Origin of the sequence: Corynebacterium sp. HMSC27B11, assembly GCF_001815985.1 — a bacterium.
GTDB lineage: Bacteria > Actinomycetota > Actinomycetes > Mycobacteriales > Mycobacteriaceae > Corynebacterium.
Genome location: NZ_KV823534.1, coordinates 72,500 through 97,532, shown reverse-complemented (window position 1 = coordinate 97,532; position 25,033 = coordinate 72,500). Strand labels below are relative to the sequence as shown.

The following is a 25,033-nucleotide window of genomic DNA, read 5'->3' as shown; positions in this document are numbered from 1 at the left end:
GCGCGCTAACCAACTGCGCCACAGGGCCGTACTCCCAACGGGATTCGAACCCGTGTTGCCGCCGTGAAAGGGCGGAGTCCTAGGCCACTAGACGATGGGAGCACGTTCAAAACGCTTTTAAGCGTCTCAAACAGCTCGCTCAGTCTAACCCGCTCCCTATACAACAACCAAATTGCCGTGTGACGAGGGGCTTTATGACCACCGGGTTCGTCTCAACAAGATACTGTGCCGCGCCGCGCGACGCAATTCCTAGATGTGTGCTTCCAACCACTCAGCCACACCCGGCCACAGATTCCGGTGCTTCGAGCGATAAAAACCCATGTGCCCGACGGGCCCGTTCGCGGTCCCCTCCCCCGCTTCGATGTCCTGTTTCCGGACGTCCGCGCGGACCAGCTTGTCGGTCAGGATATTCACCGCGCCCCGGTGTGCCCAGAGGTCATCCGCCATGACCATCGACAATACCGGGCCCTCGGCTTTGGCGAAGCGCTCCGCGAAATCGAACTCTGGATCGTCGAAGAAGTACTGCTTCTGCGCTGCCCAGCTTCGCCATTGCAGCATCACGCCCAGCGGGATGGTTTTGCCCACCCCGAGGGCCTCGACGGGCACGTACCCCATGAGTTTTTCGCACACCGGAGTGACCACATTGAAAATGGTCCAGACCTTCGCCCTCTCCGCAACGGTGCGAATCGTCCTAGTGATGCCTGCGTGGCTAGCGATCATCACCATGGCCTCCACGGGCTCCTCGTGCTGTGTCGCGAGCATTCCATGAGCGCCGACCGAGTGCCCCACGGCAGCGTGTGAAGCATCCGGGAAGCGCTCCTTGAGGGCGCGGGTGGCGGCGAGTGCATCCTTGACGATCCAGTCACTCATATGGATCGCGCGGTTGGACTTATCACCCGGCGTCGCGGATTCCCCTGTGCCACGGAAATCGTAAATCAGCCCAGCCCAGCCCCGCTCCGCGAGGAACACCGCGAACTTGCGATAGAGGTGCATGTCCACGCCCGTCGCCGGGTGCAACGCCACCGCTTTCCGCACCGGCCCGTCACCGGCGGGCAGCACCCACTGACCAGCCAGCACGGTGCCGCCTGCGCATTCGATGCGGGCGGATTCAAATGTGGGCTCCCCGTTCTCCTCAGCGCGCGGCTGAGAGGCATGGTTCTTGGATTCCGTCATGCTTTCCAACCTATGGCACGACAGGCCCGCTGGTCCGGGAACAGCAAAACCCCGGGTGCACTGGCCAGTGTGTTCGAGAAAGAGCTTTCACTGTCTACCCCTCACGCTATGCTCTCGACATCGACCGGACCCGACATCGCTGATTGAACACCTAAAGAAAGAAACAGCATGAGAAAGCTCGTGGCAATCGCAGCCTTAACTACCCTCGCCTTCACGGGATGCGCCACTACTGAAGAGAACCCGACACCCAGCAGCGCCACGTCGACAAGCAAGACAACCAGCACTAAGGCCACCAGCAGCCCGATGACAACACCCAGCCCCAGCACCGAGCCCGTGGCCGCACCAAATCCGACTCAAGCACCGGCAGCCGAACTCTACGTCCTCGAATGCCTCCCCGGAACCCCAGGCCCCTCACGCATGTCCGACGGAAGCACCCAATTCACGGACTACTGCGCCAACCAACCCGGCGCACAGGCTTACCGCGATGCAGAAGCAGCAGCCGGCTGGGATCCATCGAAAGTTCCCTTCGCAGACGGCGGCACCTGCCCGGCCTACAAGTGCGGATATGGGCATGATGAAAACGGCAACCCCAACCCGAGTAGCGGGGAGCTTCAATTTCAGCACGGCTGCGAACAGGGCTACATCGATCCGTCAGAATGTGCCGCGGCGGGGTATTAGAACTGCCTAAGTCATCGGTCCTTAACTGGCCATTAGCCTGACAAAGATGTCGAGTACCGGAGGCACAGATAAGAAATCCCCGGCCTTATGAAGACCGGGGAAATTCAGATTGTGGGCCCTGTGGGGCTCGAACCCACGACCTACGGATTAAAAGTCCGGAGCTCTACCAACTGAGCTAAAGGCCCACGCGCACAATCGCACGCACACAAGCCACGCTTGCGGAACACAGCTTACCCCATGGCGAGGCACCAAAAACAAATAACCCGCCCCGGTGGAAACCGGGGCGGGTTAGGTGCGTAAGAAGGCTAAAGACTAGCCCTTCATGCTGCCCTTCTCCGCCAGGTTGATGTGGAAATCAAACGCGGTGGACAGGTCGTGCGGGGTCTGCAGGCCAGTGCCCTTGGACTTCGCGCGCTCGTAGTACTCCTCCAGCAGCGGCTGGTAATCCGGGTGAGCGATCTCGATCATCTTCTTCACACGGTCGCGCGGCGCCAGGCCACGCAGGTCGGCGTAGCCACGCTCGGTGATGATGACCATGGCGTCGTGCTCGGTGTGGTCGATGTGGGACGCGAAAGGAACGATCGTGGAGATCGCGCCGTCCTTGGCGATCGTGCCGGAGATGAAGGTCGACAGGAAGGCGTTACGGGTGAAGTCACCGGAACCGCCGATGCCGTTCATGATGCGGGAGCCGGAGACGTTCGTGGAGTTCACGTTGCCGTAGATGTCCGCCTCGATCATGCCGTTGGAGGAAATCAGGCCCGTGCGGCGCACGACCTCTGGGTGGTTAGAGATCTGCTGCGGACGCAGGATGATGGACTCGCGGTACTTCTTGGCCTCCGCGTTCATCTTCTCCGCGTACTCCGGGGAGAGCGCGAAGGAGGTTGCGGAAGCAACGGTCATCTTGCCCGCGTCGATCAGGTCGAGCATGCCGTCCTGAATGACCTCGGTGTAGGCCTGGATGTTCTCGAACTTGGAGTCCAGCAGGCCCGCCATCACGGCGTTCGGGACGTTACCCACGCCGGACTGCATGATGTAGCCGTCGTAGGTCAGGCGGCCGGCCTTCACCTCACCCTCGAGCAGGTCGAGGAAGTGGCCAGCGATCTGCTCGGAGGTCTCGTCCACCGGCTTGAACGGAGCGTTGCGGTCCGGCGCGTTGGTCTTCACGACCGCGACAACCTTGGAGGACTCGATCGGGATGTAGGTGGTACCGATGCGGTCGCCCGGCTTGTTGATCGGGATCGGGGTGCGGTTCGGCAGCGCCGGCATCGACCAGATGTCGTGCATGCCCTCGAGATCCTCGGACTGCCACTCGTTGATCTCGATGATGACCTTGTCCGCGGCGTTGATGTACTCAACGTTGTTACCCACCGCGGAGGACGGCACGATGTTGCCCTCCTCAGTGATGCGAACGGCCTCGATGATGGCGACATCAAACTTGCCGAAGAAGCCCTGCTCCACCTGCAAACCCATGTGGGAGAGGTGGATGTCCTGGTACTTCATCTCGCCAGCGTTGATGGCCTTGCGCATGATCGGGTCGGAAGCATAAGGCGCGCGGTAGTTGACGGCCTCTGCCTCGGCGAGCACACCATCACAGTCCGGGGCCGTGGAAGCACCCGTGAAGACGTCGATCTTGAAGTCCTCGCCACGGGAGTGGGCGTCCTTCGCCTTGTTGGCAATGGCGGTTGGGAGGGCCTTCGGGTAGCCGGCACCAGTGAAGCCGGACATGCCGACCTTGTCGCCATTATTGACGAACTGTGCCGCCTCCTCGGCGCTCATCACCTTGGACTTGAGCTGCTCATGGGCAATGCGATCTGTCATTTATTCCTCCTGTGGCGTTCAGCCCACAGCGACCGATAATGGTTTGTTTTGCTGAGTGGGCAAAAACTCTTGGCCTATAGGCGCCATGCTACATAAATCGATTCTGAAGTGTGACCTACACACTTTTGTATAGCTAACTACCCCCTTTTTCGGTTCCCCAACACCAGCGCGCTGCCCCTGCCAGTGCATCACCATCCAAACTGCACTTTGCTGCAGCCCGCCCCGCCTGGGAACATGGTCACCGTGACTAGCAGCATCGAAACCAAGCAGCAGGGCCTCAGCATCGGAACGCTGAAGCTCGACAGCCCCGTCGTCCTCGCCCCAATGGCAGGCGTGACGAACGTGGCCTTCCGCACCCTCTGCCGCGAGCAGGAGCGGGAGCGGATGGGCTCCGTTGCGGGCCTCTACGTCTGCGAGATGGTGACCGCCCGCGCGCTCGTGGAGCGCAACCCCAAAACGCTTCACATGACCACCTTCGCGCCGGACGAAGACCCCCGCAGCCTGCAGCTGTACACCACCGACCCGAAGTACACCTACGAAGCAGCCAAGATGATCGTCGATGAGAACATGGCTGACCACATCGATATGAACTTCGGCTGCCCCATGCCCAAGGTCACCCGCCGTGGCGGTGGCGCGGCCCTGCCCTACAAGCGGCGCCTCTTCGGCAATATCGTCGCCGCCGCCGTCAAAGCCACGGAGGGGACGGACATCCCCGTCACCGTGAAGATGCGCATCGGCATCGACGACGAGCACCGCACCCACCTCGACGCCGGACGCATCGCTGCCGACGAGGGTGCCGCCGCCGTAGCCCTCCACGGACGCACCGCCGCGCAGCGTTATGCCGGCGACGCCGACTGGAGCGAGATCGCCCGCCTCGTGGAGCACATGGACGGCCGCGTGCCGGTGCTCGGCAACGGCGATATTTTCAAGGCCACCGACGCCCGCGCAATGATGGAGCAGACCGGCTGCGACGGCGTGGTCGTGGGCCGTGGCTGCCTGGGCCGGCCGTGGCTCTTTGCCGAGCTCTCCGCCGAGCTGCGCGGCCTGCCGGTGCCAGCTGAGCCACCCCTGGGCGAGGTGGCGCGCATCATCATGCGGCACGCTGAGCTCCTCGCCGAGCACGACGGCGAGGATCGCGCCTGCCGCGACCTGCGCAAGCACATGACCTGGTACATGCGTGGCTTCCCCGCCGGCGGCGACCTACGCCGCAGCCTCTCGAAGGTCAGCTCCCTGGCCGAGCTGCGCGAGGTACTCGATCCCATCTGGGACTCGGATGCTCTCGCCAACGACGCCGACGGCGCGCGCGGTCGCCAGGGTTCCCCCGCGAAGGTGCAGCTGCCGGATGGCTGGCTCAACGACCCTGAGGACGAGACCGTGCCGGTGGGTGCCGATATCGAGAACAGCGGTGGCTAGTCCATCAGCCGATCAGCAGCATAAAGCGGGGCCTTCGTCGACACGAAGGCCCCGCTTCGTTCTGGGCGTTCTAGGACTCGCTGCCGTAAGCAGTCTCCGCAAACTTGGCGGCTGCCAGGGCATCGTCCACGAGGTCTTCCGGCTTGCGGGTCACGTCCAGCTGGATCCCCAGCTCGTCGGAGTGGAGGCGCTCCAACAGCTCCAGCTGCGCCACCAGAAGCTCCTGCGGCATATCGCGGCCGATGCGGTGGCTCATGCGCTCCGAGAGCACATCGAAGGTGCCGTAGAGGTGCACGAAGAATGTGATACCCTCCGCCTCGTTGAGCACCTCGCGGTGAGCCCGGGTCAGCGCCGGACAAGCAACCACGGTGGAGTCCCCGGCGCGGCCGTGCTCACTCATCCAGTCGCGCACGCTCTCCAGCCAGTTGACGTACTTCGCCTTGCTGGGGACCTCACCGCGATCCAGAATGGCGAGGTTCTCCGCCGGGTGGAGATCATCTGCCTCCAGCACGGGCCGACCCGTGCGCTCCCCGATGATCCGGGCCAGAGTGGTTTTACCGGAACCACTGACCCCCATGATCACGAGGTGAATGGGGTTTTGTGGCTTGTCCTGGGTGGGCTGCGTCATAACCTCAATTATGCCTTAGAACGGTCCAACTCACCCACGGAATCCGCGAGCCGAAGCCCTAGACCCCGATCGCGCCGATTGCCTCTTCCACCTTGGTCTTCATCTCACCGGTCAGCGGGACGTAGCCCTTATCCGCGTAGTCGCCCTGCTGGTTGGCCAGCATCGTGTACAGCACGTTTGTCACCTTGTCGCGGGTCTCCTCCCCATAGCCCTTGGAGCAGACGACCTCGTAGGTGGTCAGCGTCAGCGGGTAGGTGCCCTCCGCAGCATCGGCGAACAGGGAGTCGGCGTCCACGATCATGTTCTTTCCGTTGCCCTGGTACTTCACGCCCTTGAGCGCCTCGGTGACGGACGTGGAGGACGGTGCCACCGGGCCAAAGCCGAAGTCGACCTTCGCGGCCTTCAGCTGCGGGGCAGGCTTGGTGAACGGCGTGGCCGTGTAGGTGATGGAACCGTTTTCCGAGGCAGCCTGGTCGGCCACCCCAGCCGAGCCGTTCGCGCCCAGGCCCACGCCGGTTGGGAAGGACGGCCCCTGCGGCTTCCAGGCCCCATCGGTTGCCGCTGCGAGGAAGCGCTGGAAGATCTCGGAGGTGCCGGACTGGTCGCCGCGGTACACCACCTTGATCGGGGTTTTCGGCAGTTTCACTCCCTCGTTAGCCTTCGCGATCCGGGGGTCATCCCAGTGCGTGACGTTGCCTGCGAAGATGCTCGCCACGACGCGCGCGGGCAGGTTGATCTCCTGGTCCACGCCATCCAGCCGGTAGGCCACTGCCACGGGGCTCAGCACCATCGGGATGTGCCAGGCGGTGTTGCCTTCACAGCGCTGCTGCGCATCCTTCGTCGCGCGCTCGCTCAGTGGCACGTCGGTGCTCGCAAAATCCGCCTGCTTGCCAACAAAGGCCGCCTTCCCCTTGGCCGAGCCCGTGGCCTGGTATTCCAGCTCAATCCCGTCAGGGTGCAGCGCTGGTCCCACCGTGTCCTCGATGAACATTCTTTGGGACGTCGCCCCCGCGCCACGCACCGTGCCCGAGACGTCCGCCATCGGGTACGGATTTTCTACCGCGGCGGTGGTGGAGTCACCGGACTCCGTCTGCGGGGCGTCACTACCGGAGCAGGCGGTCAAGGCGAGCCCACCGGCCAGCAGGGTGGCCAACGCGGCCGTGGTGCGTCGCGAACCCGGTGCGGCGATCAATGGCTTGTTCTTCAACATCTTCGAGGCAGCCTTTCACTGAGAATCCGCAACATAACTGCGGGGCTGGGAATTAATTTAATTCTCCACGATAAACCACATCGGTGTGGACGATCCCGAAGCCCAGGCCCTCGTAGGTCGCTACCGCCGGGCCGTTATCGCCCTCGACGTAGAGTTCGACGGTTCCCACGCCTCGCTTCATCAGCTCGCCGATGCCGAGCATCGTGATCGCGGGTCCCAGCCCCTTGCCCCGGGCTTCGTCGGCGAGGCAGACCACATAGACCTCCCCAGCGCGCTCGCCCTCAGGCTTCTCCTGCTCCTCGGTGGGGATTTTCGTCCAGTGGAAGCCGGCGCACCGCGGCCCGGCGGCGTCCTCGTCCTCCCCGCAGGACCAGACCATCAGCACGCCGTTGGGCTCGAACCACGCTGTGTCACGGGCGCTGCGCAGCTGATCGATATCCCAGCCGCCTTGCTCCGGGTGCCAGGCGAAGGCCTCGTTGTTCACGCGGACCCATTCCTCGTCCACGAGCTCCTCTCCGAAGCGCTCGACGGCCTCGGGGTAGGTCAGCACCGTCAGCCCCTGGGATTCGACCTTCGAGGCGGCATCTTTTGCCCCGGCGCGGAACTGCTCGCCGCGGTCGCTGCCTGGGGAGGCGTCGACCGCCATCTTGTGCAGCTCACGGGTGCGGCGGGCATTCGCTGCCTCGGCCATCGCACGAGCCGGTGCCAAATCCCCGTGCGCCCACGTATCCAGGGGGCCAGTCAGCCCCAGGTCTTCGCGCGCCGCCGCGAGCATGCCACGGGCTACCCCCTGGCGACGAACATCGGGCGTGACGGCTAGCTCTGCGGTCGGGTTCTCCCCGCTCACACTGGCGGTCACGGCGCCGTCCAGCGCCAGGACGCCCACCACACGCTCGTCGGTCATGGCCACGATGTGCTGGTGCCCGTGGTCCCCATCGATGCCCTTGAGGAAGGCCTCGCCCAGCGCAGCCACCCCGTCGGCCTGTTCAACCTCCCGGAGCAGGGTGTGTACTGCGGCGACCACCTCCGGCTGAGCGTGAAGCTGCTCGTAGGCGTGGAAAGTGCAGGTCATAAAACTCGCTCCCGGAAAAATTCTGGTTCATCTCGCTTGGTGTTCTATCCACCCTACGCAAGCACCCAGACATCGGATTTCGCCATCGATACCCCGCCGCCGCGGATCGGGTATGGCCCGCGCCCATCGATGCGCCATAATGTTCTTCATGGCAAACCCGCAGATTTCGGCTGATATCTCCCCGGCACCGCGCCCCCGGCGCCGCCTGTGGAAGGTTCTCGCCGGTCTTCTGGTCGCGTTCCTCGCGCTCATGCTCACGGACTCCCTCATCGCCGCCCGCACGGAGGCGAAGATCTCCCAGCAGCTCTACGAGGGCTCGCACCTGCCCAAGCCGCCGGAGGTCATGCTCGCGGGATTCCCCTACGTCACCCAGGCTCTCACCAAGGAGCTGGAGGCCGTCACCGTCACCGCCAAGGACGTCCCCATCGCCGGATTCGGCGACGTCACCGTCCACTCCTCCGCCCAGTACGTCGACGTCAATGCCTCCCAGATCTTCACGGGCGATATTCACGACGCTCCTGCGCGCAAGGTCTTCCACCGCCTCCAGCTGGGCGTCGTCCCCCTGGGAAAGCTGATGGGCATACCTGACCTGGACGTCTCGAATAAGGCAGACATCTCCCCGCGCGGCGGGTGGGAAACCGAAGCGATCTTCCGCGGCACCCCGAAGGGTTTCCGTGCCCCCGCGATCGTCGAGATGAAGGTCCGCATCAAGCGCGGCGACGTCTACCTGCGCCCCGTCACCGTCATCGAGGGACCGGTGAACAAGAAGGAGGGCGCGGAGATCGTCCCCGCTGATCAGCTGGACGAGGCGACCACCGCGGCGCTGATGGACGGCTTCCGACTGAAGATCGAGAAGGACTCCATCCCCTTCCCCGGGATCCCGATGCGCGTCTACGTGGGAGGGGGCTCGGTGTTCATCGAGGCGGAGGACTACTACACCACCGTCAGCATCGGGGATCTCACCCCTCCGACCCGTCCCCTCACGGAAGAGCAACGGCCGTCCCTATAGAGTGGAGGCCATGAGTTCCGATAAGGCTAATAATCAGTCTCCTGACCAGGGTGCCAACACCCCGGCAGAAAGCACCAACTCCGGCCCGAAGCTGGACGGCAACCAGGCCGTGAACCTCGCCGCCGAGCAGTCGAAGAGCACGGCGGATAAGAACCTGCCGGTCTTCGGCGACCTGCCGATCCCGGAGGACACCGCCAACCTGCGCTTCGGCCCGAACCTGCACGACGGCCTGCTCGCACTCCTGCCGCTGGTCGGTGTGTGGCGCGGCCAGGGCCAGGCTGCGCACCCGGGCGAGGAGGAGTTCACCTTCGGCCAGCAGCTGAGCATCTTCCACGATGGCGAGAACCGCCTGGGCTTCGAGTCCCGCACCTGGAAGATCAACCCGCCCGCCGAGGAGGGCGCTGAGGCAGAGAGCGATGCTGCGGCGGAAGCCAGCGAGGCTAGCGCTGAGTCTGCGGGCGAGCCGGAGGTCGGCGAGCTGCTGCGCCGCGAGGCCGGCTTCTGGCGCATCGACAACGACGACAACATCGAGCTGCTCATCGCCCACTCCGACGGCATGATCGAGCTGATGTACGGCAAGCCGCTCACCGAGCGCGCCTGGCAGCTGGAGAGCGCCTCCACCCTGGCCACCGAGACCGGCCCGAGCGCCCTGGGCCCTGGCAAGCGCCTCTACGGTCTCATGCCGAACAACGACCTGGGCTGGGTCGACGAGCGCCTCATCGACGGCGAGATGGTGCCGTGGATGTCCGCGCAGCTCAAGCGAGTGCGCGGCTAGCTCTGTGCCTAGCTAGGCCTGCGCGGTGACAGCCTCCGCGATCAGGGCCTCGAGCTCATCGGCGAAGGCCGGCCGTGGCATGGGCTGGCCGTCGATGGCCGTGACGCGCGCCTGAATCCGCACCGAGGACACCAGCCACACCCCCGCTGCGGTGCGCAGGTCCTCATCGGTGAGCTGCTCTTCAGCCACCGGCCAGCCGCGCTCCGCGGCGAGCCGGAATACCGCAGCCTGCGACGTGCCCGGGAGGATCCCGGTGTGCGGGCAGGGAGTCAGCAGCTGTGGTTTACCGCCGCCCTCGGACTCGCGGGCGATGATCACGCTGCTCGTCGGCCCTTCCAGGACGGTGCCTTCTTCGCTGAAGAAGATGACGTCGTCGAAGCCGGCCTTCTTCGCCGCGCGTAATGCTGCCATGTTCGCGGCATAAGAGAGAGTCTTCGCGCCGATCAGTGCCCACGGCGAGCGATCCGAAATATCGAGGCTGAAGCCGCGTTCGGCGGTCATGACGCTGACGCCCTCGCGGCGGGCTTTGAGCTGCGCCTCGCCCACCGGGGTCACCGTGATCCACCCGGTGGGTTCACCGCCCGACTCGCGACCGCGCGAGTAGACCCAGCGCAGCGCCGCTTCGTGCTGCTCCGGGTAGACGCGAGCGAACTCGCTGACCGCCAGCTCGGTGGCTGCAGTCCAGCGCTGAATATCCGGCTCCGGCAGCTCCAGCATCGCCGCGCTCGACTGGAAACGGGAGGCGTGCCGGTCCATGTTGCGCACCACGTCCTCGCGCAGGATCAGGGTTTCGAAGACGCCATCCCCGCGGATTGCCGCGAGGTCGTCGGCATAGAGGAACGGCTGCTCAGCGTCCCAGATGCGGGGCTTCGTGGCGCCGAGAACATCAATGACAATCGCCATAGCTACTCCTTTTTCGTCAAGCCACCTCAGCAACCGGCTAGCCCCTTTCGCACCGAAGGAAGCACGCGCGGGGGCGCGGGGCTAAAGCCGGGATGCATCTTAAGAATATGCCCTGGTCGATCGCCGTGGCGATTCCCTACTAGCATCGGGGTAACTAACGAGCGCAGAAAGGTTGTTTTCCCTTCATGACCACCCCCAGCTCTCCCCTGTTGAGCCACGTCCCCGGCGCCAGCGCGACCAATGAGGACAAGACCTACCCCGTCGCCTGGCACTACGGGAACCCCCTTGGCGAACAGAACGCCGTCGAAGATGGCGCGACCGGCCTCATCGACCGCTTCGACCGCGTCGCCCTGTGGGTCCACGGTGAGGAAGCCAAGACCTGGCTCAACGACCTGATCAGCCAGAAGATCAACGCCATCCAGCCTGGTCAGGCCACCTTTGGTCTCATCCTGGACGTGCAGGGCCACGTGGAATACCAATTCGGGGTCGCTGCCTTGGAGGACGGCATCCTGCTGGACGTCGCAGCTGAGCAGGCCGAGGGACTGGAGACCTACCTCAGCCGCATGATCTTCTGGGCAAAGGTTGAGGTCGAGCGCCTGAACCTGGTGCAGATGGCCGTCCTGGAGAAGGCCGGTGCGCAAGATTCGGCGGAGGATGACCGCGCGGGCCGCGGAGCCACCCCGGATGGAGCATTTCCGGATGCGCACTCCTGGCGCAGCCGACGGTTGGGCGAGATCGCGGTGACCGACGTGTGGCTGCCGGCTGATGCGCAGATCGGAAGCTGGGATCACGCCACCGGTGAGCTCGGCTACGCTCCAACCGGCCTGATGGCCTACACCGCCTGGCGCATCGCCGCACGTCAGCCGGTGATCGGCGAGGACACGGACGAGAAGACCATCCCCCACGAGGTTCCCTGGTACCTGGGCGAGAACGCCCATGGCGCGACCCAGCTAGCCCAGGAGAGCGAGGGCCCGACGGCGCATGCGGTGCACCTGAATAAGGGCTGCTACCGCGGGCAGGAGACCGTCTCCCGGGTGCAGAATCTCGGCAAGCCGCCGCGCATTCTGGTGCTGCTCCACCTCGATGGCTCCCGGAACGCGCTCCCGGAGGTTGGCGCGGATCTTACTGCGGGTGGCCGCCGCATCGGCCGGGTGGGCAGCAGTGTGCACGATGCGACTCTGGGGCCGGTTACCCTCGCGCTGGTGCGGCGCAATGTGGTGGAAAAGCTGGCGACGGACCCGGCGGCAGTGCCAGCCCTGCAGGCCGGGGAGGTGGACGCCGCGATCGACCCTGCGGACCTGAAGGTAGACGACGCGGAAAAGCCGGGACGCGCAGCAATCAAAAATCTGCGCAACGGCTAATCTACGCGGACACCGCCGCACCACCCTGTCTGACCTGCGCTTTTGCGATGCATCTCGCATCGTGGCCACGGTTTCCCACGGCGCGGCGCGGGGCGGAGCGGCCCCGGGTTCGGAATTCGCGAAAAAAATTCGCTATGGTGTAGACCAGGAAATGCTTAAACAATAAGAAGGCGACCGTTCCCTCGAGTCGCCATACGATCTCTCAAGGGGGTCAGCCATGGGTCGCGGCCGCGCAAAGGCTAAGCAAGCCAAGGTAGCTCGCCGACTGAAGTACCAGGCTCCGGAAATGGATCTGGAGCGTCTGCAGCGAGAGCTTTCTGGAGCTCCGCAGCAGGACGAGTACTCCGAGCGCGATGACGAGTGGGACGACTGGAGCGACCACCGCTACTAGTCCCCCGCGCCATACGGCCCGAGCCCACGACCTCACAAATCCGGTCGCGCTCGGGCCGTATTTTTTACCCGCGGCCTCGCCCCACCCCCAGGTGGCAGCGAAGCCGCTTTTCGTGTTTGGTCCGTGGCTGCCGGCAACACCCGGCGCCACGGGCTTCCCCCGAGAGCGGCTTAGCTCTCCGCCGGGTGCTCGCCCTGCAGGGTCGCGCCGCCCTCGCCAGAGCGGACAACGCCCAGGCGCCATGCCTTCATGTGGCGGGCCGCCAGCATAGCGAGCGCGCGGTCGGCGTCCTCCTCGGACACGATGGCGACCATGCCAACACCCATGTTGAAGGTCTTCTCCATCTCCTCCTGGGCCACGCCACCCAGCTCCTGGATCTTCGCGAAGATCGGGCCCGGTACCCAGGTGGAGCGGTGCAGCTCGGCGACCAGACCCTCCGGGATCACGCGGGCCACGTTGGCTGCCAGGCCGCCACCGGTGATGTGGGCAAAGGTGTGGACGTCGCACTCTGCGGCCAGGTCCAGGCAGTCCTTCGCGTAGATGCGGGTCGGCTCGAGCATCTCCTCACCCAGGGTGCGCCCAAACTCCGGCACCTCCTGGTCGAGCGGCAGGCCGGCGTCCTGCAGGAGAACCTTGCGAGCCAGGGAGTAGCCGTTGGAGTGCAGGCCGGAGGACTCCATCGCGATAACCACGTCGCCCGGGCGGACCTTGTCCGGGCCCAGCAGCTTGGCCTCCTCAACCACACCGACGGAGGTGGCGGAGACGTCGTAGTCGTTCTCGCCCATGACACCCGGGTGCTCGGCGGTCTCGCCGCCCAGCAGGGCGCAGCCTGCTTCCTCGCAGCCATCGGCGATGCCCTTGACGATCTCGGCAACCTTCTCCGGGATCACCTTGCCGATCGCGATGTAGTCCTGCATGAACAGCGGCTCGGCGCCACAGACGACGAGGTCGTCGACGCACATGGCCACCAGGTCGCGGCCGATGGTGTCGTGCTTATCCATCGCCTGGGCGACGGCCAGCTTGGTGCCCACACCATCGGAGGATGCGGCCAGCAGCGGCTTGTCGTACTCGCCCAGCGCGAACAGCCCGGCGAAGCCGCCGAGTCCGCCGCGGACCTCCGGGCGGGTCGCGCGCTTCGCCAGCGGGGCCAGCAGCTCGACAGCGCGGTCGCCGGCCTCGATATCCACACCAGCGGCGGCGTAGGACGCCCCAGCTTGAGTCTTCTGATCATCACTCATGAGTTTTCTCCTGCTTGTGAAATCCGGCTTCCGCCGAGGGTGTTCAATCGCTAGTTATCTTCGGGGTTGTTGCTTGAGGCATCGCTGCCACCTGCGGCCTGCTCAGCCTCCTCCGCGAGGCGGCGCTGCCGGAGACGAACCTGCTCCGCGTTCGGATTGCCCGTCGGGAGCCCCAGCGGGTACACGCCGTCGAAGCAGGCAGCACACAGGGTCTCCCGCGGCTGCGCGCTGGTCTCCACCATCGCCTCCGTGGAGACGAAGCCCAGGGAGTCCGCGCCGACCTCTTCCCGCATGGCTTCCACCATGTTGTCTGGGTCCACGTTGTTGGCCAGCAGCTCGTTTGGCGACGGAAAGTCGATGCCGTAGAAGCACGGCCACTTCACCGGCGGGGACGCGATGCGAACGTGCACCTCGGCCGCACCTGCGTCCCGCAGCATGCGGATGAGGGCACGCTGGGTATTGCCGCGCACGATGGAGTCGTCCACCACGATCAGGCGCTTGCCCTCGATCACGTGGCGCAGCGGGTTCAGCTTCAGTCGGATACCCAGCTGGCGAATGGTCTGGGAGGGCTCGATGAAGGTGCGCCCCACGTAGGCATTCTTCGTCAGCCCCTGGCCGAATGGGATGCCGGAGGCCTGGGCGTAGCCCACCGCCGCCGGGGTGCCGGAGTCAGGCACCGGGATCACCAGGTCGCCCTCAGCCGGCCACTCCTCCGCCAGGCGGCGGCCGATGTCCACGCGGGTCGCGTTCACTGGCTGGCCGTTGATAACCGAGTCCGGACGCGCGAGGTAGACGTACTCGAACACGCAGCCCTTCGGAGTCGCCTCGGCGAACTTACGGGAGCGGATGCCGTCCTCGTTGATGGCGATGAACTCGCCTGGCTCGACGTCGCGCACGAACTCCGCGCCGACGATATCCAGGGCCGCGGTCTCGCTGGAGACGACCCAGCCGTTGGCGAGCTTGCCGATGCTCAGCGGGCGCACGCCGTGCGGATCGCGCACCGCGTACAGGCCCTTGCCGTCCGTGAAGGTCAGGCAGTATGCACCCTTGACCCGCGGGAAGAGCTGGAGCGCGGCATCCTCCATCGAAGTGTTCTCATCGATGAGGTCTGCGATGAGCGCACACATGACGTCCGAGTCGCTCGGCTCGTCAGCGGGGTTCACGAGGCGCTTCTCCGCAGCCTCGGCCATCAGCTCCAGGTAGTTGGTGAGGTTACCGTTGTGCCCCAGGGCGACGTCCGTGCCGTCCGAGGCCATGCGGAACATCGGCTGGGCGTTTTCCCAGCGTCCCCCACCGGCCGTCGCGTAACGGGTGTGACCGATCGCGATGTGCCCCTTCAGGGAGTTAAGGATCTGCTCGTCGAACACCTGGCTGACCAGGCCGAGGTCCTTGTACACGAGGATCTGGTCGCCGCTGCCGACGCCGATGCCCGCTGCTTCCTGGCCACGGTGCTGCAGCGCGTACAGCCCGTAGTAGGTCAGCTTCGAGACGTCCTCCCCCGGTGCCCATACCCCGAAGACACCGCATTCCTCGCGCGGAGGCTGCTCCCCGTGATCGTCGTACCCCCGGTCCGCTGGTTGGGCGGGCTGTGCCGCGTCCACCGACGGTGCCGAGTTGGTCCCATTCAAAGAATTCAGGCCAGTATCTTTTGCCACTATCACGACATTACCAGCCCTTTAATGTCTTCCAAACAGAGGCAAGTGGCGCTCCACCTCCGAAGCACGGGTTCCGGAAAGCCCGACGCTGATCCTGCCCATCGGACTGCCCACCGCGTCGGCGCCCGCTCGTTCTGACATTTCCGTCAATGACGCCGCTCCTGCCGCAGCCCGCAGCCAGGCCAGCGGGCTGCATTGCACGACGTTGGGCGGATTCCCCCGGCGATGCACCGGCCCGGCCACGCACTGCACCGCCACGAAGGGCGGCACCCGAAGCTCCACGGTATTCCCGGGCGCGTCCTGCGCGAGCAGTTCAGCGCTGCGCCGAACCGCATCCGCAAGCGCTTGCCGGGAGGGCACGGGCTGACCTTCCGGATCCGCCACCCAGTCCGCGACGGCGGCCATCGCCTCGGTCGCCGCGGCAGTCAGCTCAAGACCACTTAATTTTCGGCTCATGACCCCCACCCTAATAACCCCTGCGGACAAGCCATTTTCGCAACAACGTGAGGCACCCCATAGAAGGACCTTGAGCTGCACAAATAACCAATTCCCCCAGGTTTCTGTGCAACAAAATCGCCGCTGTGTCAGTGTTTTATCAGACTGTGCTTTAACATGGCCTTCATGGGTAAAGATGCGACGTCTACAAACACCGACGAGACCTTGACGGCTCAACCAGAAGTGACGAGCACGGAGGGGCCATCGCCGCTCGTCACGCTGCGTTTCCTCGCCTCCCCCACCGACGTGCTCTACGCCGGCGGCATGGGCGTGCACGGTGGGCGTGTACTGGAGTGGATCGATAAGGCGGCCTATGCCTGCGCCGTGGGCTGGTCCCAGTCCTACTGCGTGACCGCCTATGTGGGTCACATCCACTTCACCCGCCCAATCCCTTCCGGCCACCTGGTCGAGGTGCGTTCCCGCATCGCCTACACCGGGCGTTCCTCCATGCACATCGTCAACGAGGTGCTCTCCGCTGACCCGCGCGACGGCCAGTTCACCCGCGCCTGCGACTGCCTGGTGATCTTCGTCGCCATGGACGAGAACCGTCGGTCCAAGGCCGTCCCGAAGTACATCCCGCAGACCGAAGAGGAGAAGCGTGTCGAGGAGGCCGCGCTGTCTCGTATCCAGCTGCGCAAGGCGATCGAGGAGGAGATGCTGCGCCAGTCCTACACGGACGATTCCACGGCACCGCAGGTCACCTCCCGCTTCCTCGCTAAGCCCACGGACGTCAACTGGGGCGGCGACGTCCACGGTGGTACCGCGATGCAGTGGATCGACGAGGCCGCGACTGCCTGCACCATGCGCTGGTCCGGGGAGCGCACCGTCGCCGTCTACGCCGGTGGCATCCGCTTCTACCGTCCGGTCTCCATCGGTGACCTGATCGAGGTGGACGCCCGCCTGATCCGCACCGACGCCCGTTCGATGTCCGTCTCCGTCCACCTGCGCGCGGGCGACCCGCGCGAGGACACCTCGAACCTGCCGACCGCGATCCACGCCTCCTTCACCTACGTGGCGGTGGACGTTGACGGCCACGCGCTGCCAGCCCGCAAGTACGTGCCGCAGACCAACGAGGATAAGCGCCTGGAGCAGCACGCGATGACGCTGCGCGAGCTGCGCTCCACCTACGTGCCTAAGCCGCTGGTCTCCCCGCTGCCGGGCAATACCAAGCTCAGCGACTAGCCCAGTGACAAACACCGCCGCCCACCCCTGCCACGGCACGGGTGGGCATATGCGTTCCATCGAGGAGCACTACCGCTTTACCCAGTCGCTGGCCGATGCCTGGCTACAGCGGACGGGTCGTGGAACTGAAACGCTGCCGCTTACCCAGGCGTTGGACCGAGTGTTGGCGCGCCCAGTGAGCGCCCAGCAAGCGGTTCCGCCGTTTTCCAATTCTGCGATGGATGGTTTCGCCATCCGCGCCTCGGACGTGCCCGCTGACCTGGATTCCAGAGACCTGAGTACAACTCCGCTGCGCCTTCCCGTCTCCGGCGATGTCTTCGCCGGTGCGGCCCCCGAACTACCGCAGCCGGGTCACGCCCAACGCATCATGACGGGCGCCCCGGTTCCGGAGGGCGCCGACGTGGTGATCATCCCCGTTGAGGCGACGAATATCCCCGCCGGCCCGCACCCGCTGCCCGAGGCCATCGAGATCTACCAGCTCAACCCCGAGCAGTCGCACGTGCGCCGCGCCGGTTCCAACATCCGCCCAGGCGAGGCACTCGCCCCTGCAGGCTGCGAGCTCGACGCCGGGACTGTCGCCGCACTCATCGCGACCGGAGTTGCTGAGGTCGAGGTCCACCCCGAATTGCGCGTCGCGGTGGTCACCACGGGCGACGAGGTCGCGGTGACCAATGGTGCCGAGACCGGCCAAGCCGGGGCCGGATCTGAAAGCAGCCTCCCCCGCATCCCGGACTCCAACGGCCCGATGGCCGCCCAGCTCGCCGAGTCCCTGGGCGCCGGGGTCACCGCCAGCATTTTCCAGGTTCGGGACGACGCCGACGCCTTCCGCCACCTTCTGAACGAGCTCGCGGTCAGCCACGACCTCATCGTCACCACCGGCGGTATCTCCGCCGGGGCCTTCGACGTGGTCAAACAAGTCGCGGGTGAGAACAGCACGGACATGTGGTTCGGCCCGCTGAATATGCAGCCAGGCAAACCCCAGGGTGGCGGCCTATGGGCGGGCACTCCCCTGCTCTGCCTGCCCGGCAACCCGGTCAGCGTGTGGGTGAGCTTCCACATCTTTGTCGCCCCGCTGCTGCGCCGCATGCGGGGGCTGGCAACCTACGGCACTGCCCTGAACCGCCCACGCGTGCGCGCCCGGGTCCGTGGGCATTTCCCAGCCAGCACGGGGCGCACGCTGCTCTCCCCCGCCCGGGTCGATTACTCCGGCAGTGAGCCGGTGGTGGATGCATTCAGCGGCCAGCGCTTCGGCTCGCACTTCGTCGCCTCCCTCGTGGGGCTGGATGGCATGGTGGTGATCCCGGCGGGGTCCTCGGGCCCCGCCGAAGGCGAAGAGGTGGACGTCCTACTGCTCTGACGTCCTACCGCTCCGCGGTGGCAGCCAGAGACGGCGCGCCTACAAGACAAAGATCAGGAAGGAAGCCGGCGATGACCGACGAGTTGACCTACGAGAAAATCGCCTACGACCGCTTCGTCCGCGCCCGGCAGCACAGCGAGGAAACGCAGCTCCCAGGCGTGGAACAGGGGCACGCCGACGGCCCCTTCGACGGGCTCGACGGCAAGGCCCGCAAGCTGATCCGTAGCGCCCAACACTTCTACATCTCCACCGTCACCGGCACGGGGTGGCCGTATGTGCAGCACCGCGGTGGACCGCAGGGATTCGTTCACATCAGCGCTGACGGCAAGCGGCTGTTCTGGCCGGAGTTCCACGGCAATAACCAGTTCGTCACCACCGGCAATGTGGACCGGGGCGGGGAGGACGGCGGACGGGTGTGCCTGTTCTTTGTCGACTACCCGCTGCGTCGCCGTCTGAAGGTCTTCGGTCACGCCCGCATCGTGGAGGCCGCTGACGACCCCGAGCTCGCCGAGGACGCGACCACCATCGGTGGCGAACGGCTCCGCCAGCCCACCGAACGCATCATGGTCGTGGATCTGGTGGCCACCGACGCGAATTGCTCGAAGCACATTCAGCCGAGATGGACGAAGGCCCAGGTCGACGAGACACTGGGCCTATACCGAAAAGATATCGCCGAGCTGAAGGAGCGCATTCAGGCGCTCGAGTCTCAGCTCGGCGATCAGGAGGGTTAGCGTTTCGGGCGCCCCTCCCCTAGCTAGGGCTTGTGCGACCTAGACGGTGGAGTTCGCGCCGGTGGCGTGCCCGAAGAGCGCAGGCAGGGTTGCCTCCCACACGTTGCGCAGCTCCTCGACGTTGAAGACCAGGCGTGCGACCTCGCCTTCCTCGGAAGCGTCCTGCTCCGCAGGCTCCGGCTGATCGCCCGGCAGGTTGCCGGTGGCGCCAACCTCGAAGCAGACCTCCGGGCGGCCTTCGGCGTCCACGCTGCCCGTGCGGCCAATCCAGGCGGCCGGAACCTCGTGGTCGGCGAGGATCTCCATCGCCTTGGCGTAGCTTGCCTTCGGCACCGCGAGAACCACGCGGGTGGCGGTCTCGGAGAACAGGCCGACGAAGAGCTGCTCGTGCAGGTCATCGCTGGCAGCCAGGCCAGGCTCCAGGTTCATCGCCGGGTTGACGGTGACCCCCGTGTTGGACTGGATCGCCAGCTCAACGATGGTCTGCGCCAGGCCACCCTCGGAGAGATCGGTGGCTGCAGCTGCCACGCCACGCAGGGCGGACAGGGCATTGCCCAGGCGCTCCTCGGCGTGCAGGTCGATCTGCGGTGGCAGGCCAGAGAGGTTGTCGTGGACAACCTGCTGCCAGATGGAGCCACCCAGCTCGTCCTTGGTCATCGCGCCAGCCAGGATCAGCTCGTACTCCGAGCCCTCCGCGATCTGCTGCGGCAGGCGGGTGGTGGCGTCGTCGATGGTTCCCAGAACCGCGACCACCGGGGTCGGCAGGATCGGGGTGTCACCGGTCTGGTTGTAGAAGGAGACGTTGCCGCCGGTGACCGGGATCTGGACGTCCACGCAGCCGTCGGCCAGGCCGTGGACGGCCTCGCGGAACTGCCACATGACCTCCGGGTCCTCCGGGGAGCCGAAGTTCAGGCAGTTGGAGACGGCCACCGGGGTCGCACCCGTGGTGGCGACGTTGCGGTAGGCCTCACCCAGCGCCAGCTTCGCACCCATGCGCGGGTCGAGCTGCGCGTAGCGCCCGGAGGCGTCTGCGGAGACCGCGATGCCGCGGTTGGTCTTCTCGTCGATGCGCAGCATGCCGGCGTCGGCGTCCTTCGCCAGAACGGTGTTGCCGCGGACGTAGCGGTCGAATTGCTCGGTGATGAACTCGCGGGAGCACAGCGCCGGGGAGGCGACCAGGTCCAGCAGCTGCTGGCGCAGCTCCGGCAGGTTATTCGGGCGCGGCAGGTCGGCCTGCTTCTGCAGCTCGTCCTGGTTGGCCGGGCGCTGGTACGGGCGCTCGTAAACCGGGCCCTCGTCCGCGATGGTCTTCGGCGGGGCGTCGAGGATGACCTCGCCCTGGTGCTCGCAGATCAGGCGGCCGGTGTCGGTGACCTCGCCGATGTCGGAGGCGATGACGTCCCACTTACGGCAGATCTCCATGAACTCGTCGATCTTCTCCGGCTCCACGACCGCGCACATGCGCTCCTGGGACTCGGAGGAGAGGATCTCCGCACCGGTCATGCCCTTGGCGCGCTGGTGGACGTTGTCGAGCACGACGTGCATGCCCACATCACCAGCCGCGGCGAGCTCGGAGACGGCACAGGACAGGCCTGCGCCACCGAGGTCCTGAATACCGACGACGACGCCGGCGTTATACAGGTCCAGGCAGCACTCGATGAGGACCTTCTCCGCGAAGGGGTCGCCGACCTGCACGGCCGGGAGCTTGCGCTCCGCGCCTTCCTCGAAGTTCTCGGACGCCAGGACGGACACACCGCCGATGCCGTCCAGGCCGGTGCGGGCACCGAAGAGGACGACGCGGTTGCCGGTGCCGGAGGCGAAGGCCAGCTTCAGGTCCTCGGCCGGGAGCACGCCCACGCCGAGGGCGTTGACCAGTGGGTTACCGCCATAGGAGGCGTCGAAGACGGTCTCGCCGCCGATGTTCGGCAGGCCGAGGGAGTTGCCGTAGCCGCCGATACCGGCGACCACGCCAGGCAGGACACGCTGGGTATCCGGGGCGTCCGCCGCACCGAAGCGCAGCTGGTCCATCACGGCGACCGGGCGGGCGCCCATGGCCATGATGTCGCGGATGATGCCACCAACACCGGTGGCTGCGCCCTGGTAGGGCTCGATGTAGGACGGCGAGTTGTGGCTCTCGACCTTGAAGGTCACGGCCCAGCCGTCGCCGATGTCCACCACGCCGGCGTTCTCGCCGATGCCGGCGAGCATCTTGGAGTTCATCTCCTCGGTGGTGGTCTCACCGAAGTAACGCAGGTGGACCTTGGAGGACTTATAGGAGCAGTGCTCCGACCACATCACGGAGTACACGGCCAGCTCCGCCTCGGTTGGGCGGCGGCCCAGGATCTCCTTGATGCGGGCGTACTCGTCTTCCTTGAGGCCGAGGTCCGCCCACGGCTGGACGAGGTCCGGGGTTTGCTCGGCGTTCGCCACCGTGTCGTTGTGCACCTTGACAGCGCCAGAGTCGGCCGCGGCGCCGGAACCGTTGTTGAGGTTGTTCGTCATAGAACTACTTCCCTGAACTACTTTCTTGAAAAAGTTCTCGCTGGTAGCCGGTGAGGCCCTAGACCAGGCTGTGAAGGACGGACTGGAACATGCCGAGGCCGTCGGTGGACGGTCCGGTGAGCTCTTCCACGGCGTGCTCTGGGTGCGGCATGAGGCCAACGACGTTGCCCTTCTCGCTGCACACGCCCGCGATGGAGTTGCGGGAGCCGTTGTGGTTCACCACGTAGCGGAAGACAACCTGGCCCTCCCCCTCGAGGCGCTTGAGGGTCTCCTCATCCGCCTGGAAGCGGCCCTCGCCGTGCTTGGACGGGACCAGCAGGGTGGATCCCTTCTCCAGGCCGGAGGTCCATGGGGTGGAGTTGTTCTCCACCTCGAGCTCGATGTCGCGGCACACGAAGTGCAGGCCCTCGTTGCGGGTCAGCGCACCCGGCAGCAGCCCTGCTTCCTGCAGGATCTGGAAGCCGTTGCAGATGCCCAGGACGGGCAGGCCACGGCCTGCGGCCTCGACGACGGAGCGCATGGCCGGCGCGATCGCGGCGATGGCCCCGGCGCGCAGGTAGTCGCCATAAGAAAAACCACCCGGGACGACGACGGCGTCGACGTCCTTCAGGTCAGCGTCCGCGTGCCACAGCTCGACGGGCTCGCCCCCGGCGAGACGGACGGCGCGCAGGGCGTCGACGTCATCGAGGGTGCCCGGGAAGGTGATTACTCCGATGCGGGGGCTCACTGCTGAACCTCCGCGGTGACGACCTCGTAGTCCTCGATCACGGTGTTGGCGAGCAGTTCCGCGGCGATCTTCTCCAGATCTGCCTCGGTCACCTGGTCATCGACCTCGAGTTCGAAGCGCTTGCCCTGACGGACATCCTGCACCCCGCTGATCTCCAGACGACCAAGGGCGCGGACGATGGCCTGCCCCTGGGGATCCAGAATTTCTTTCTTCGGCATGACGTTGACAACCACACGAGCCATGTTCTCTAGTGCTCCCAGCTGTTGGAAAAATCCATTAAGTACGTGCCCATGTTAACACCAGGCTGAAAGGCCAAGGAATTATTGGAATGGCGCCGCCGAAGGAGGTGGATTAGCAGCTCCGCAGGTGGCGAAAAGCGCGACCGAAGGCGGCGGAAAACGCGACCAAAAGTGGCAGGACACCACCACCGAAGGTGGCAAAACTAGTCCAGCAGCTCGGTGGCACCCATGCGGTCCAGCTCCCAGGCGGTCTCGAACGCGCCCTGTTCCCAGGCCTTGTAGCGGCCCGAGACGCCACCGTGACCGGACTCCATGTCGATCTTCAGCAGGACGTTCGCGCCCGCCACGTCGCGCAGCTTCGCCACCCACTTCGCGGGCTCGACGTAGAGAACGCGGGTGTCGTTGAGGCTGGTCACAGCCAGGATCGGCGGGTAGGTCTTATCGGCAGTGATGTTCTCGTAGGGGGCGTATTCCGCCATGTAGTCGTAGACCTGCGGGTCGTGGTAGGGATCGCCCCACTCGTCCCATTCGGTCACCGTCAGCGGCAGCTCCGGCATGAGCATGGAGGTCAGCGGGTCAACGAAGGGCACGATCGCCTCGATACCTGCGAAGCGGTCGCCTGCCATGTTCGCGACCGCGCCCATCAGCATGCCGCCGGCAGATCCGCCCTCGGCGACCATGCGCTGCGGGCTGGTCATGCCGCGGGCAATCAGCTCGTCTGCCACGGCGATGAAGTCGGTGAAGGTGTTCTTCTTGGATAGCCCCTTGCCGTTGTCGTACCAAAGCCGGCCCATTTCGCCACCACCGCGGACGTGCGCGATGGCGTAGACCACGCCGCGGTCCAGCATGGAGAGCCGGAAGATGGAGAAGCCCGGGTCCATGGAGGCCTCGTAGCTGCCATAGCCGTAGAGCAACACCGGATTCTCCCGGTCGAGCGGGACGTCCGCGCGGTGGATCAGGCTGACCGGGACCTGGGCGCCGTCCGGTGCGGTGGCCCAGATGCGGGTGGCCTGGTAGTCAGCCGGGTTGAATTCCTTGCCGTCCGGGCCAGGGAGAACCTGCTGTTCCTTGCGCAGGATCTGCTCCCCGGTAGCCAGGTCGAGCTCGTAGACCCGGGTGGGCGTCGTAAAGGAGGCAAAGACGAAGCGCAGGACGGGCGGGTTCCACTCGCTGTTCCCGGCAGCCCCGACGGTGGCGATCTCCTCGCCGAAGTCGACCGGGCGGAACTCGGACCAGCCGTCGGAGATGTCCATCAGGTAGCTCTTCGAGACGGCGTTCTCGCGGGCCTCGAGGACGAGGTGGTTTTGGAAGCAGTCCACGCCCTCGATGCGGGCGTCGTCGCGGTGCGGAACGAGGACGGTGACGTCGTCCAGAGAGGCGATCTGGCCGACCGGGTGGTAGCCCAGCTCGGAGTTCACGCCGTTCTTGTTGTGGATGACCAGCCAGTACTCCTCGCCACCCACGCGGGCGTGGTCGATGCCGTACTCAACCCCCTTCTCGCGCGGCAGGATGCGGGTCAGCTCCGCATCTTCGCCCTTCTCCTCGGCCTCCAGGTCGAGGTACCAGATCTCGCTGGTGACCTTGGAGGAGGAGGCGATCAGCAGGAAGCGCTTGGAGCGGGTGGTGCCCACGCCGGTCCAGAAGCGCTCGTCTTCCTCGCGGTAGATCAGCTCGTCCTCCTCGACGGAGGTTCCGAGCGTGTGGCGCCAGACCTCGTGCGGGCGCCAGGCGGCGTCGACCTTCTGGTAGTAGATCGTGTCGCGGCCGACCCAGGTCGCGCCGTAGAAGACATCCGGGATGGGCTCCCCGATCTGCTCGCCAGTGGCCAAGTCGCGGAAGTACATGGTGAAGCGTTCGTCGCCCGCGGTGTCCACGGAGTAGGCCAAGCGGGTGCCGTCGAGGGTGACGCTCGCCGCCCCGAGGGAGAAGAAGTTGTGGCCCTCGGCCTCGGCGTTGACGTCGAGGAAGACCTCCTCGCGCGGATGCGGGGTCTCCGGGTCGATCTGCGGCGGGGTCCAGTCCTCCGGGTTATCGACGGGAACGCGGCACATCGAGGCGTAGTTCTTCCCCTCCGTCGAGCGGGAGAAGTACCACCAGTCGCCCGCACGGACGGGCAGGGACATGTCCGTCTCCTGCACGCGGGACTTCACTTCTTGGTAGATGGCTTCGCGTAGCGGCTTCAAATGCTCGGTCTCCTGCACGGCGAAGGCATCCTCGGCAGCGAGGTGATCCAGAACCTCCTGGGCTTCCTTATCCCGAAGCCACTCGTAGTCATCGCTGAAGTCACGGCCATGGAAACTGCGCTGGGTGGCAAGCTTCTTGGCCACGGGAGCGGTTAGCCGCGGGGCTTGCTTGTCCCCGCTGGTAGCGGCCGTGGTACCGCCCTGGTTCTGCTGCTGCCCTTCAGTGCCCTGAGTCACGAAAGCCCTTGACCTTTCTTCTCTAGCCAAAACACGATAGTGTTATGAATTCGTTA

Annotated in this window: 21 protein-coding genes and 3 tRNA genes (1 of these 24 only partly in view); 8 read left to right on the top strand and 16 right to left on the bottom strand. The window is 65.6% G+C overall.

Annotated features, from left to right (window positions below; all coding sequences use genetic code 11):
- The 5 genes from HMPREF3097_RS00750 to HMPREF3097_RS00725 all read right to left on the bottom strand — a co-directional run.
- A tRNA-OTHER gene (locus tag HMPREF3097_RS00750) sits at nucleotides 1–28 on the bottom strand (it extends 46 nt beyond the left edge of the window).
- A 1-nt stretch (nucleotide 29) separates the two neighbouring features.
- Nucleotides 30–102 (bottom strand) — tRNA-Glu (locus tag HMPREF3097_RS00745).
- Between the two features lie 147 nt (nucleotides 103–249).
- Nucleotides 250–1,173: an alpha/beta hydrolase family protein gene (locus tag HMPREF3097_RS00740; protein WP_083317908.1), complete on the bottom strand. Its 924-nt coding sequence runs from the start codon at nucleotides 1,171–1,173 to the stop codon at nucleotides 250–252.
- 790 nt (nucleotides 1,174–1,963) lie between these two features.
- Nucleotides 1,964–2,036, bottom strand: a tRNA-Lys gene (locus tag HMPREF3097_RS00730).
- 127 nt (nucleotides 2,037–2,163) lie between these two features.
- The gene (locus HMPREF3097_RS00725; protein WP_070760138.1) at nucleotides 2,164–3,669 is read right to left on the bottom strand and encodes an acetyl-CoA hydrolase/transferase family protein; all 1,506 of its coding nucleotides are present in this window, start codon (nucleotides 3,667–3,669) and stop codon (nucleotides 2,164–2,166) included.
- Nucleotides 3,670–3,903: 234 nt separating this feature from the next.
- Between HMPREF3097_RS00725 and dusB the strand changes: the two genes are divergently transcribed.
- A complete protein-coding gene (gene dusB, locus HMPREF3097_RS00720; RefSeq protein WP_070760136.1) occupies nucleotides 3,904–5,082 on the top strand; it encodes a tRNA dihydrouridine synthase DusB in 1,179 nt (392 codons plus the stop codon).
- 70 nt (nucleotides 5,083–5,152) lie between these two features.
- Here the strand turns inward: dusB and HMPREF3097_RS00715 are convergent, their stop codons facing one another.
- From HMPREF3097_RS00715 to mshD, 3 genes are read right to left on the bottom strand one after another with little or no spacing between them, the layout of a single operon-like run.
- Nucleotides 5,153–5,710 (bottom strand): gluconokinase, encoded by a 558-nt coding sequence (locus tag HMPREF3097_RS00715; protein ID WP_070760134.1) that lies wholly within the window; start codon nucleotides 5,708–5,710, stop codon nucleotides 5,153–5,155.
- Nucleotides 5,711–5,768: 58 nt separating this feature from the next.
- Nucleotides 5,769–6,920: a phosphate ABC transporter substrate-binding protein PstS gene (pstS, locus tag HMPREF3097_RS00710; RefSeq protein WP_070760132.1), complete on the bottom strand. Its 1,152-nt coding sequence runs from the start codon at nucleotides 6,918–6,920 to the stop codon at nucleotides 5,769–5,771.
- Nucleotides 6,921–6,972: 52 nt separating this feature from the next.
- Nucleotides 6,973–7,992 (bottom strand): mycothiol synthase, encoded by a 1,020-nt coding sequence (mshD, locus tag HMPREF3097_RS00705; protein ID WP_070760130.1) that lies wholly within the window; start codon nucleotides 7,990–7,992, stop codon nucleotides 6,973–6,975.
- Between the two features lie 148 nt (nucleotides 7,993–8,140).
- On the opposite strand from mshD, the gene HMPREF3097_RS00700 reads away from it, so the two are divergent.
- Complete coding sequence (locus HMPREF3097_RS00700; RefSeq protein ID WP_246821146.1) at nucleotides 8,141–9,001, top strand: LmeA family phospholipid-binding protein; 861 nt, start codon at nucleotides 8,141–8,143, stop codon at nucleotides 8,999–9,001.
- Nucleotides 9,002–9,011: 10 nt separating this feature from the next.
- Nucleotides 9,012–9,776 (top strand): heme-binding beta-barrel domain-containing protein, encoded by a 765-nt coding sequence (locus HMPREF3097_RS00695; RefSeq protein ID WP_070760156.1) that lies wholly within the window; start codon nucleotides 9,012–9,014, stop codon nucleotides 9,774–9,776.
- 12 nt (nucleotides 9,777–9,788) lie between these two features.
- Here the strand turns inward: HMPREF3097_RS00695 and HMPREF3097_RS00690 are convergent, their stop codons facing one another.
- The gene (locus tag HMPREF3097_RS00690; protein ID WP_070760126.1) at nucleotides 9,789–10,679 is read right to left on the bottom strand and encodes an aminodeoxychorismate lyase; all 891 of its coding nucleotides are present in this window, start codon (nucleotides 10,677–10,679) and stop codon (nucleotides 9,789–9,791) included.
- 185 nt (nucleotides 10,680–10,864) lie between these two features.
- On the opposite strand from HMPREF3097_RS00690, the gene HMPREF3097_RS00685 reads away from it, so the two are divergent.
- Both HMPREF3097_RS00685 and HMPREF3097_RS09430 read left to right on the top strand, forming a co-directional pair.
- Nucleotides 10,865–12,040, top strand: a complete 1,176-nt coding sequence (locus tag HMPREF3097_RS00685) for a CAF17-like 4Fe-4S cluster assembly/insertion protein YgfZ (protein WP_070760124.1) — start codon at nucleotides 10,865–10,867, stop codon at nucleotides 12,038–12,040.
- 217 nt (nucleotides 12,041–12,257) lie between these two features.
- Nucleotides 12,258–12,431 (top strand): DUF3073 domain-containing protein, encoded by a 174-nt coding sequence (locus HMPREF3097_RS09430; protein ID WP_012360850.1) that lies wholly within the window; start codon nucleotides 12,258–12,260, stop codon nucleotides 12,429–12,431.
- Between the two features lie 170 nt (nucleotides 12,432–12,601).
- Here the strand turns inward: HMPREF3097_RS09430 and purM are convergent, their stop codons facing one another.
- From purM to HMPREF3097_RS00670, 3 genes are all read right to left on the bottom strand, one after another.
- Nucleotides 12,602–13,669 carry a phosphoribosylformylglycinamidine cyclo-ligase gene (gene purM, locus HMPREF3097_RS00680; RefSeq protein ID WP_070760123.1) on the bottom strand — a complete coding sequence of 356 codons (1,068 nt, stop codon included), beginning with the start codon at nucleotides 13,667–13,669 and terminating at the stop codon, nucleotides 12,602–12,604.
- A gap of 50 nt (nucleotides 13,670–13,719) precedes the next feature.
- Entirely contained in the window at nucleotides 13,720–15,270 is a 1,551-nt protein-coding gene (gene purF / locus HMPREF3097_RS00675) for an amidophosphoribosyltransferase (protein WP_210398500.1), read from the bottom strand.
- Between the two features lie 75 nt (nucleotides 15,271–15,345).
- The gene (locus HMPREF3097_RS00670; protein WP_070760119.1) at nucleotides 15,346–15,780 is read right to left on the bottom strand and encodes a sterol carrier family protein; all 435 of its coding nucleotides are present in this window, start codon (nucleotides 15,778–15,780) and stop codon (nucleotides 15,346–15,348) included.
- Nucleotides 15,781–15,936: 156 nt separating this feature from the next.
- Between HMPREF3097_RS00670 and HMPREF3097_RS00665 the strand changes: the two genes are divergently transcribed.
- The 3 genes from HMPREF3097_RS00665 to HMPREF3097_RS00655 all read left to right on the top strand — a co-directional run bounded on the left by HMPREF3097_RS00665 (nucleotide 15,937) and on the right by HMPREF3097_RS00655 (nucleotide 19,089).
- On the top strand, nucleotides 15,937–17,001 hold the full coding sequence (locus tag HMPREF3097_RS00665) for an acyl-CoA thioesterase (protein ID WP_070760118.1): 1,065 nt from the start codon (nucleotides 15,937–15,939) through the stop codon (nucleotides 16,999–17,001).
- A 4-nt stretch (nucleotides 17,002–17,005) separates the two neighbouring features.
- Nucleotides 17,006–18,358 (top strand): molybdopterin molybdotransferase MoeA, encoded by a 1,353-nt coding sequence (gene glp / locus HMPREF3097_RS00660; protein WP_246821144.1) that lies wholly within the window; start codon nucleotides 17,006–17,008, stop codon nucleotides 18,356–18,358.
- Between the two features lie 71 nt (nucleotides 18,359–18,429).
- Nucleotides 18,430–19,089, top strand: a complete 660-nt coding sequence (locus HMPREF3097_RS00655) for a pyridoxamine 5'-phosphate oxidase family protein (RefSeq protein WP_070759748.1) — start codon at nucleotides 18,430–18,432, stop codon at nucleotides 19,087–19,089.
- 39 nt (nucleotides 19,090–19,128) lie between these two features.
- Here HMPREF3097_RS00655 and purL read toward each other — a convergent pair whose 3' ends face one another.
- From purL to HMPREF3097_RS00635, 4 genes are all read right to left on the bottom strand, one after another.
- Nucleotides 19,129–21,591: a phosphoribosylformylglycinamidine synthase subunit PurL gene (gene purL / locus HMPREF3097_RS00650; RefSeq protein WP_070760116.1), complete on the bottom strand. Its 2,463-nt coding sequence runs from the start codon at nucleotides 21,589–21,591 to the stop codon at nucleotides 19,129–19,131.
- A 58-nt stretch (nucleotides 21,592–21,649) separates the two neighbouring features.
- Entirely contained in the window at nucleotides 21,650–22,318 is a 669-nt protein-coding gene (gene purQ, locus HMPREF3097_RS00645) for a phosphoribosylformylglycinamidine synthase subunit PurQ (protein ID WP_012360858.1), read from the bottom strand.
- Nucleotides 22,315–22,560 (bottom strand): phosphoribosylformylglycinamidine synthase subunit PurS, encoded by a 246-nt coding sequence (gene purS, locus HMPREF3097_RS00640; RefSeq protein ID WP_070759745.1) that lies wholly within the window; start codon nucleotides 22,558–22,560, stop codon nucleotides 22,315–22,317. Before purS ends, purQ begins: the two co-directional genes overlap by 4 nt.
- Nucleotides 22,561–22,760: 200 nt before the next feature.
- The gene (locus tag HMPREF3097_RS00635; protein ID WP_210398499.1) at nucleotides 22,761–24,884 is read right to left on the bottom strand and encodes a S9 family peptidase; all 2,124 of its coding nucleotides are present in this window, start codon (nucleotides 24,882–24,884) and stop codon (nucleotides 22,761–22,763) included.
- Nucleotides 24,885–25,033: the final 149 nt, after the last annotated feature.

Excerpts from the sequence above, each read along its gene's own strand:
- HMPREF3097_RS00695 (WP_070760156.1), top strand. The coding sequence starts at position 9,012 with ATGAGTTCCGATAAGGCTAATAATCAGTCTCCTGACCAGGGTGCCAAC.
- pstS (WP_070760132.1), bottom strand. The coding sequence starts at position 6,920 with ATGTTGAAGAACAAGCCATTGATCGCCGCACCGGGTTCGCGACGCACC.
- HMPREF3097_RS00690 (WP_070760126.1), bottom strand. The coding sequence starts at position 10,679 with ATGGCGATTGTCATTGATGTTCTCGGCGCCACGAAGCCCCGCATCTGG.
- HMPREF3097_RS00670 (WP_070760119.1), bottom strand. The coding sequence starts at position 15,780 with ATGAGCCGAAAATTAAGTGGTCTTGAGCTGACTGCCGCGGCGACCGAG.
- purS (WP_070759745.1), bottom strand. The coding sequence starts at position 22,560 with ATGGCTCGTGTGGTTGTCAACGTCATGCCGAAGAAAGAAATTCTGGAT.
- HMPREF3097_RS00665 (WP_070760118.1), top strand. The coding sequence starts at position 15,937 with ATGGCCTTCATGGGTAAAGATGCGACGTCTACAAACACCGACGAGACC.
- HMPREF3097_RS00725 (WP_070760138.1), bottom strand. The coding sequence starts at position 3,669 with ATGACAGATCGCATTGCCCATGAGCAGCTCAAGTCCAAGGTGATGAGC.
- HMPREF3097_RS00740 (WP_083317908.1), bottom strand. The coding sequence starts at position 1,173 with ATGACGGAATCCAAGAACCATGCCTCTCAGCCGCGCGCTGAGGAGAAC.
- dusB (WP_070760136.1), top strand. The coding sequence starts at position 3,904 with ATGGTCACCGTGACTAGCAGCATCGAAACCAAGCAGCAGGGCCTCAGC.
- purL (WP_070760116.1), bottom strand. The coding sequence starts at position 21,591 with ATGACGAACAACCTCAACAACGGTTCCGGCGCCGCGGCCGACTCTGGC.
- HMPREF3097_RS00715 (WP_070760134.1), bottom strand. The coding sequence starts at position 5,710 with ATGACGCAGCCCACCCAGGACAAGCCACAAAACCCCATTCACCTCGTG.
- HMPREF3097_RS00700 (WP_246821146.1), top strand. The coding sequence starts at position 8,141 with ATGGCAAACCCGCAGATTTCGGCTGATATCTCCCCGGCACCGCGCCCC.
- HMPREF3097_RS00655 (WP_070759748.1), top strand. The coding sequence starts at position 18,430 with ATGACCGACGAGTTGACCTACGAGAAAATCGCCTACGACCGCTTCGTC.
- mshD (WP_070760130.1), bottom strand. The coding sequence starts at position 7,992 with ATGACCTGCACTTTCCACGCCTACGAGCAGCTTCACGCTCAGCCGGAG.
- HMPREF3097_RS00685 (WP_070760124.1), top strand. The coding sequence starts at position 10,865 with ATGACCACCCCCAGCTCTCCCCTGTTGAGCCACGTCCCCGGCGCCAGC.
- HMPREF3097_RS09430 (WP_012360850.1), top strand. The coding sequence starts at position 12,258 with ATGGGTCGCGGCCGCGCAAAGGCTAAGCAAGCCAAGGTAGCTCGCCGA.
- purM (WP_070760123.1), bottom strand. The coding sequence starts at position 13,669 with ATGAGTGATGATCAGAAGACTCAAGCTGGGGCGTCCTACGCCGCCGCT.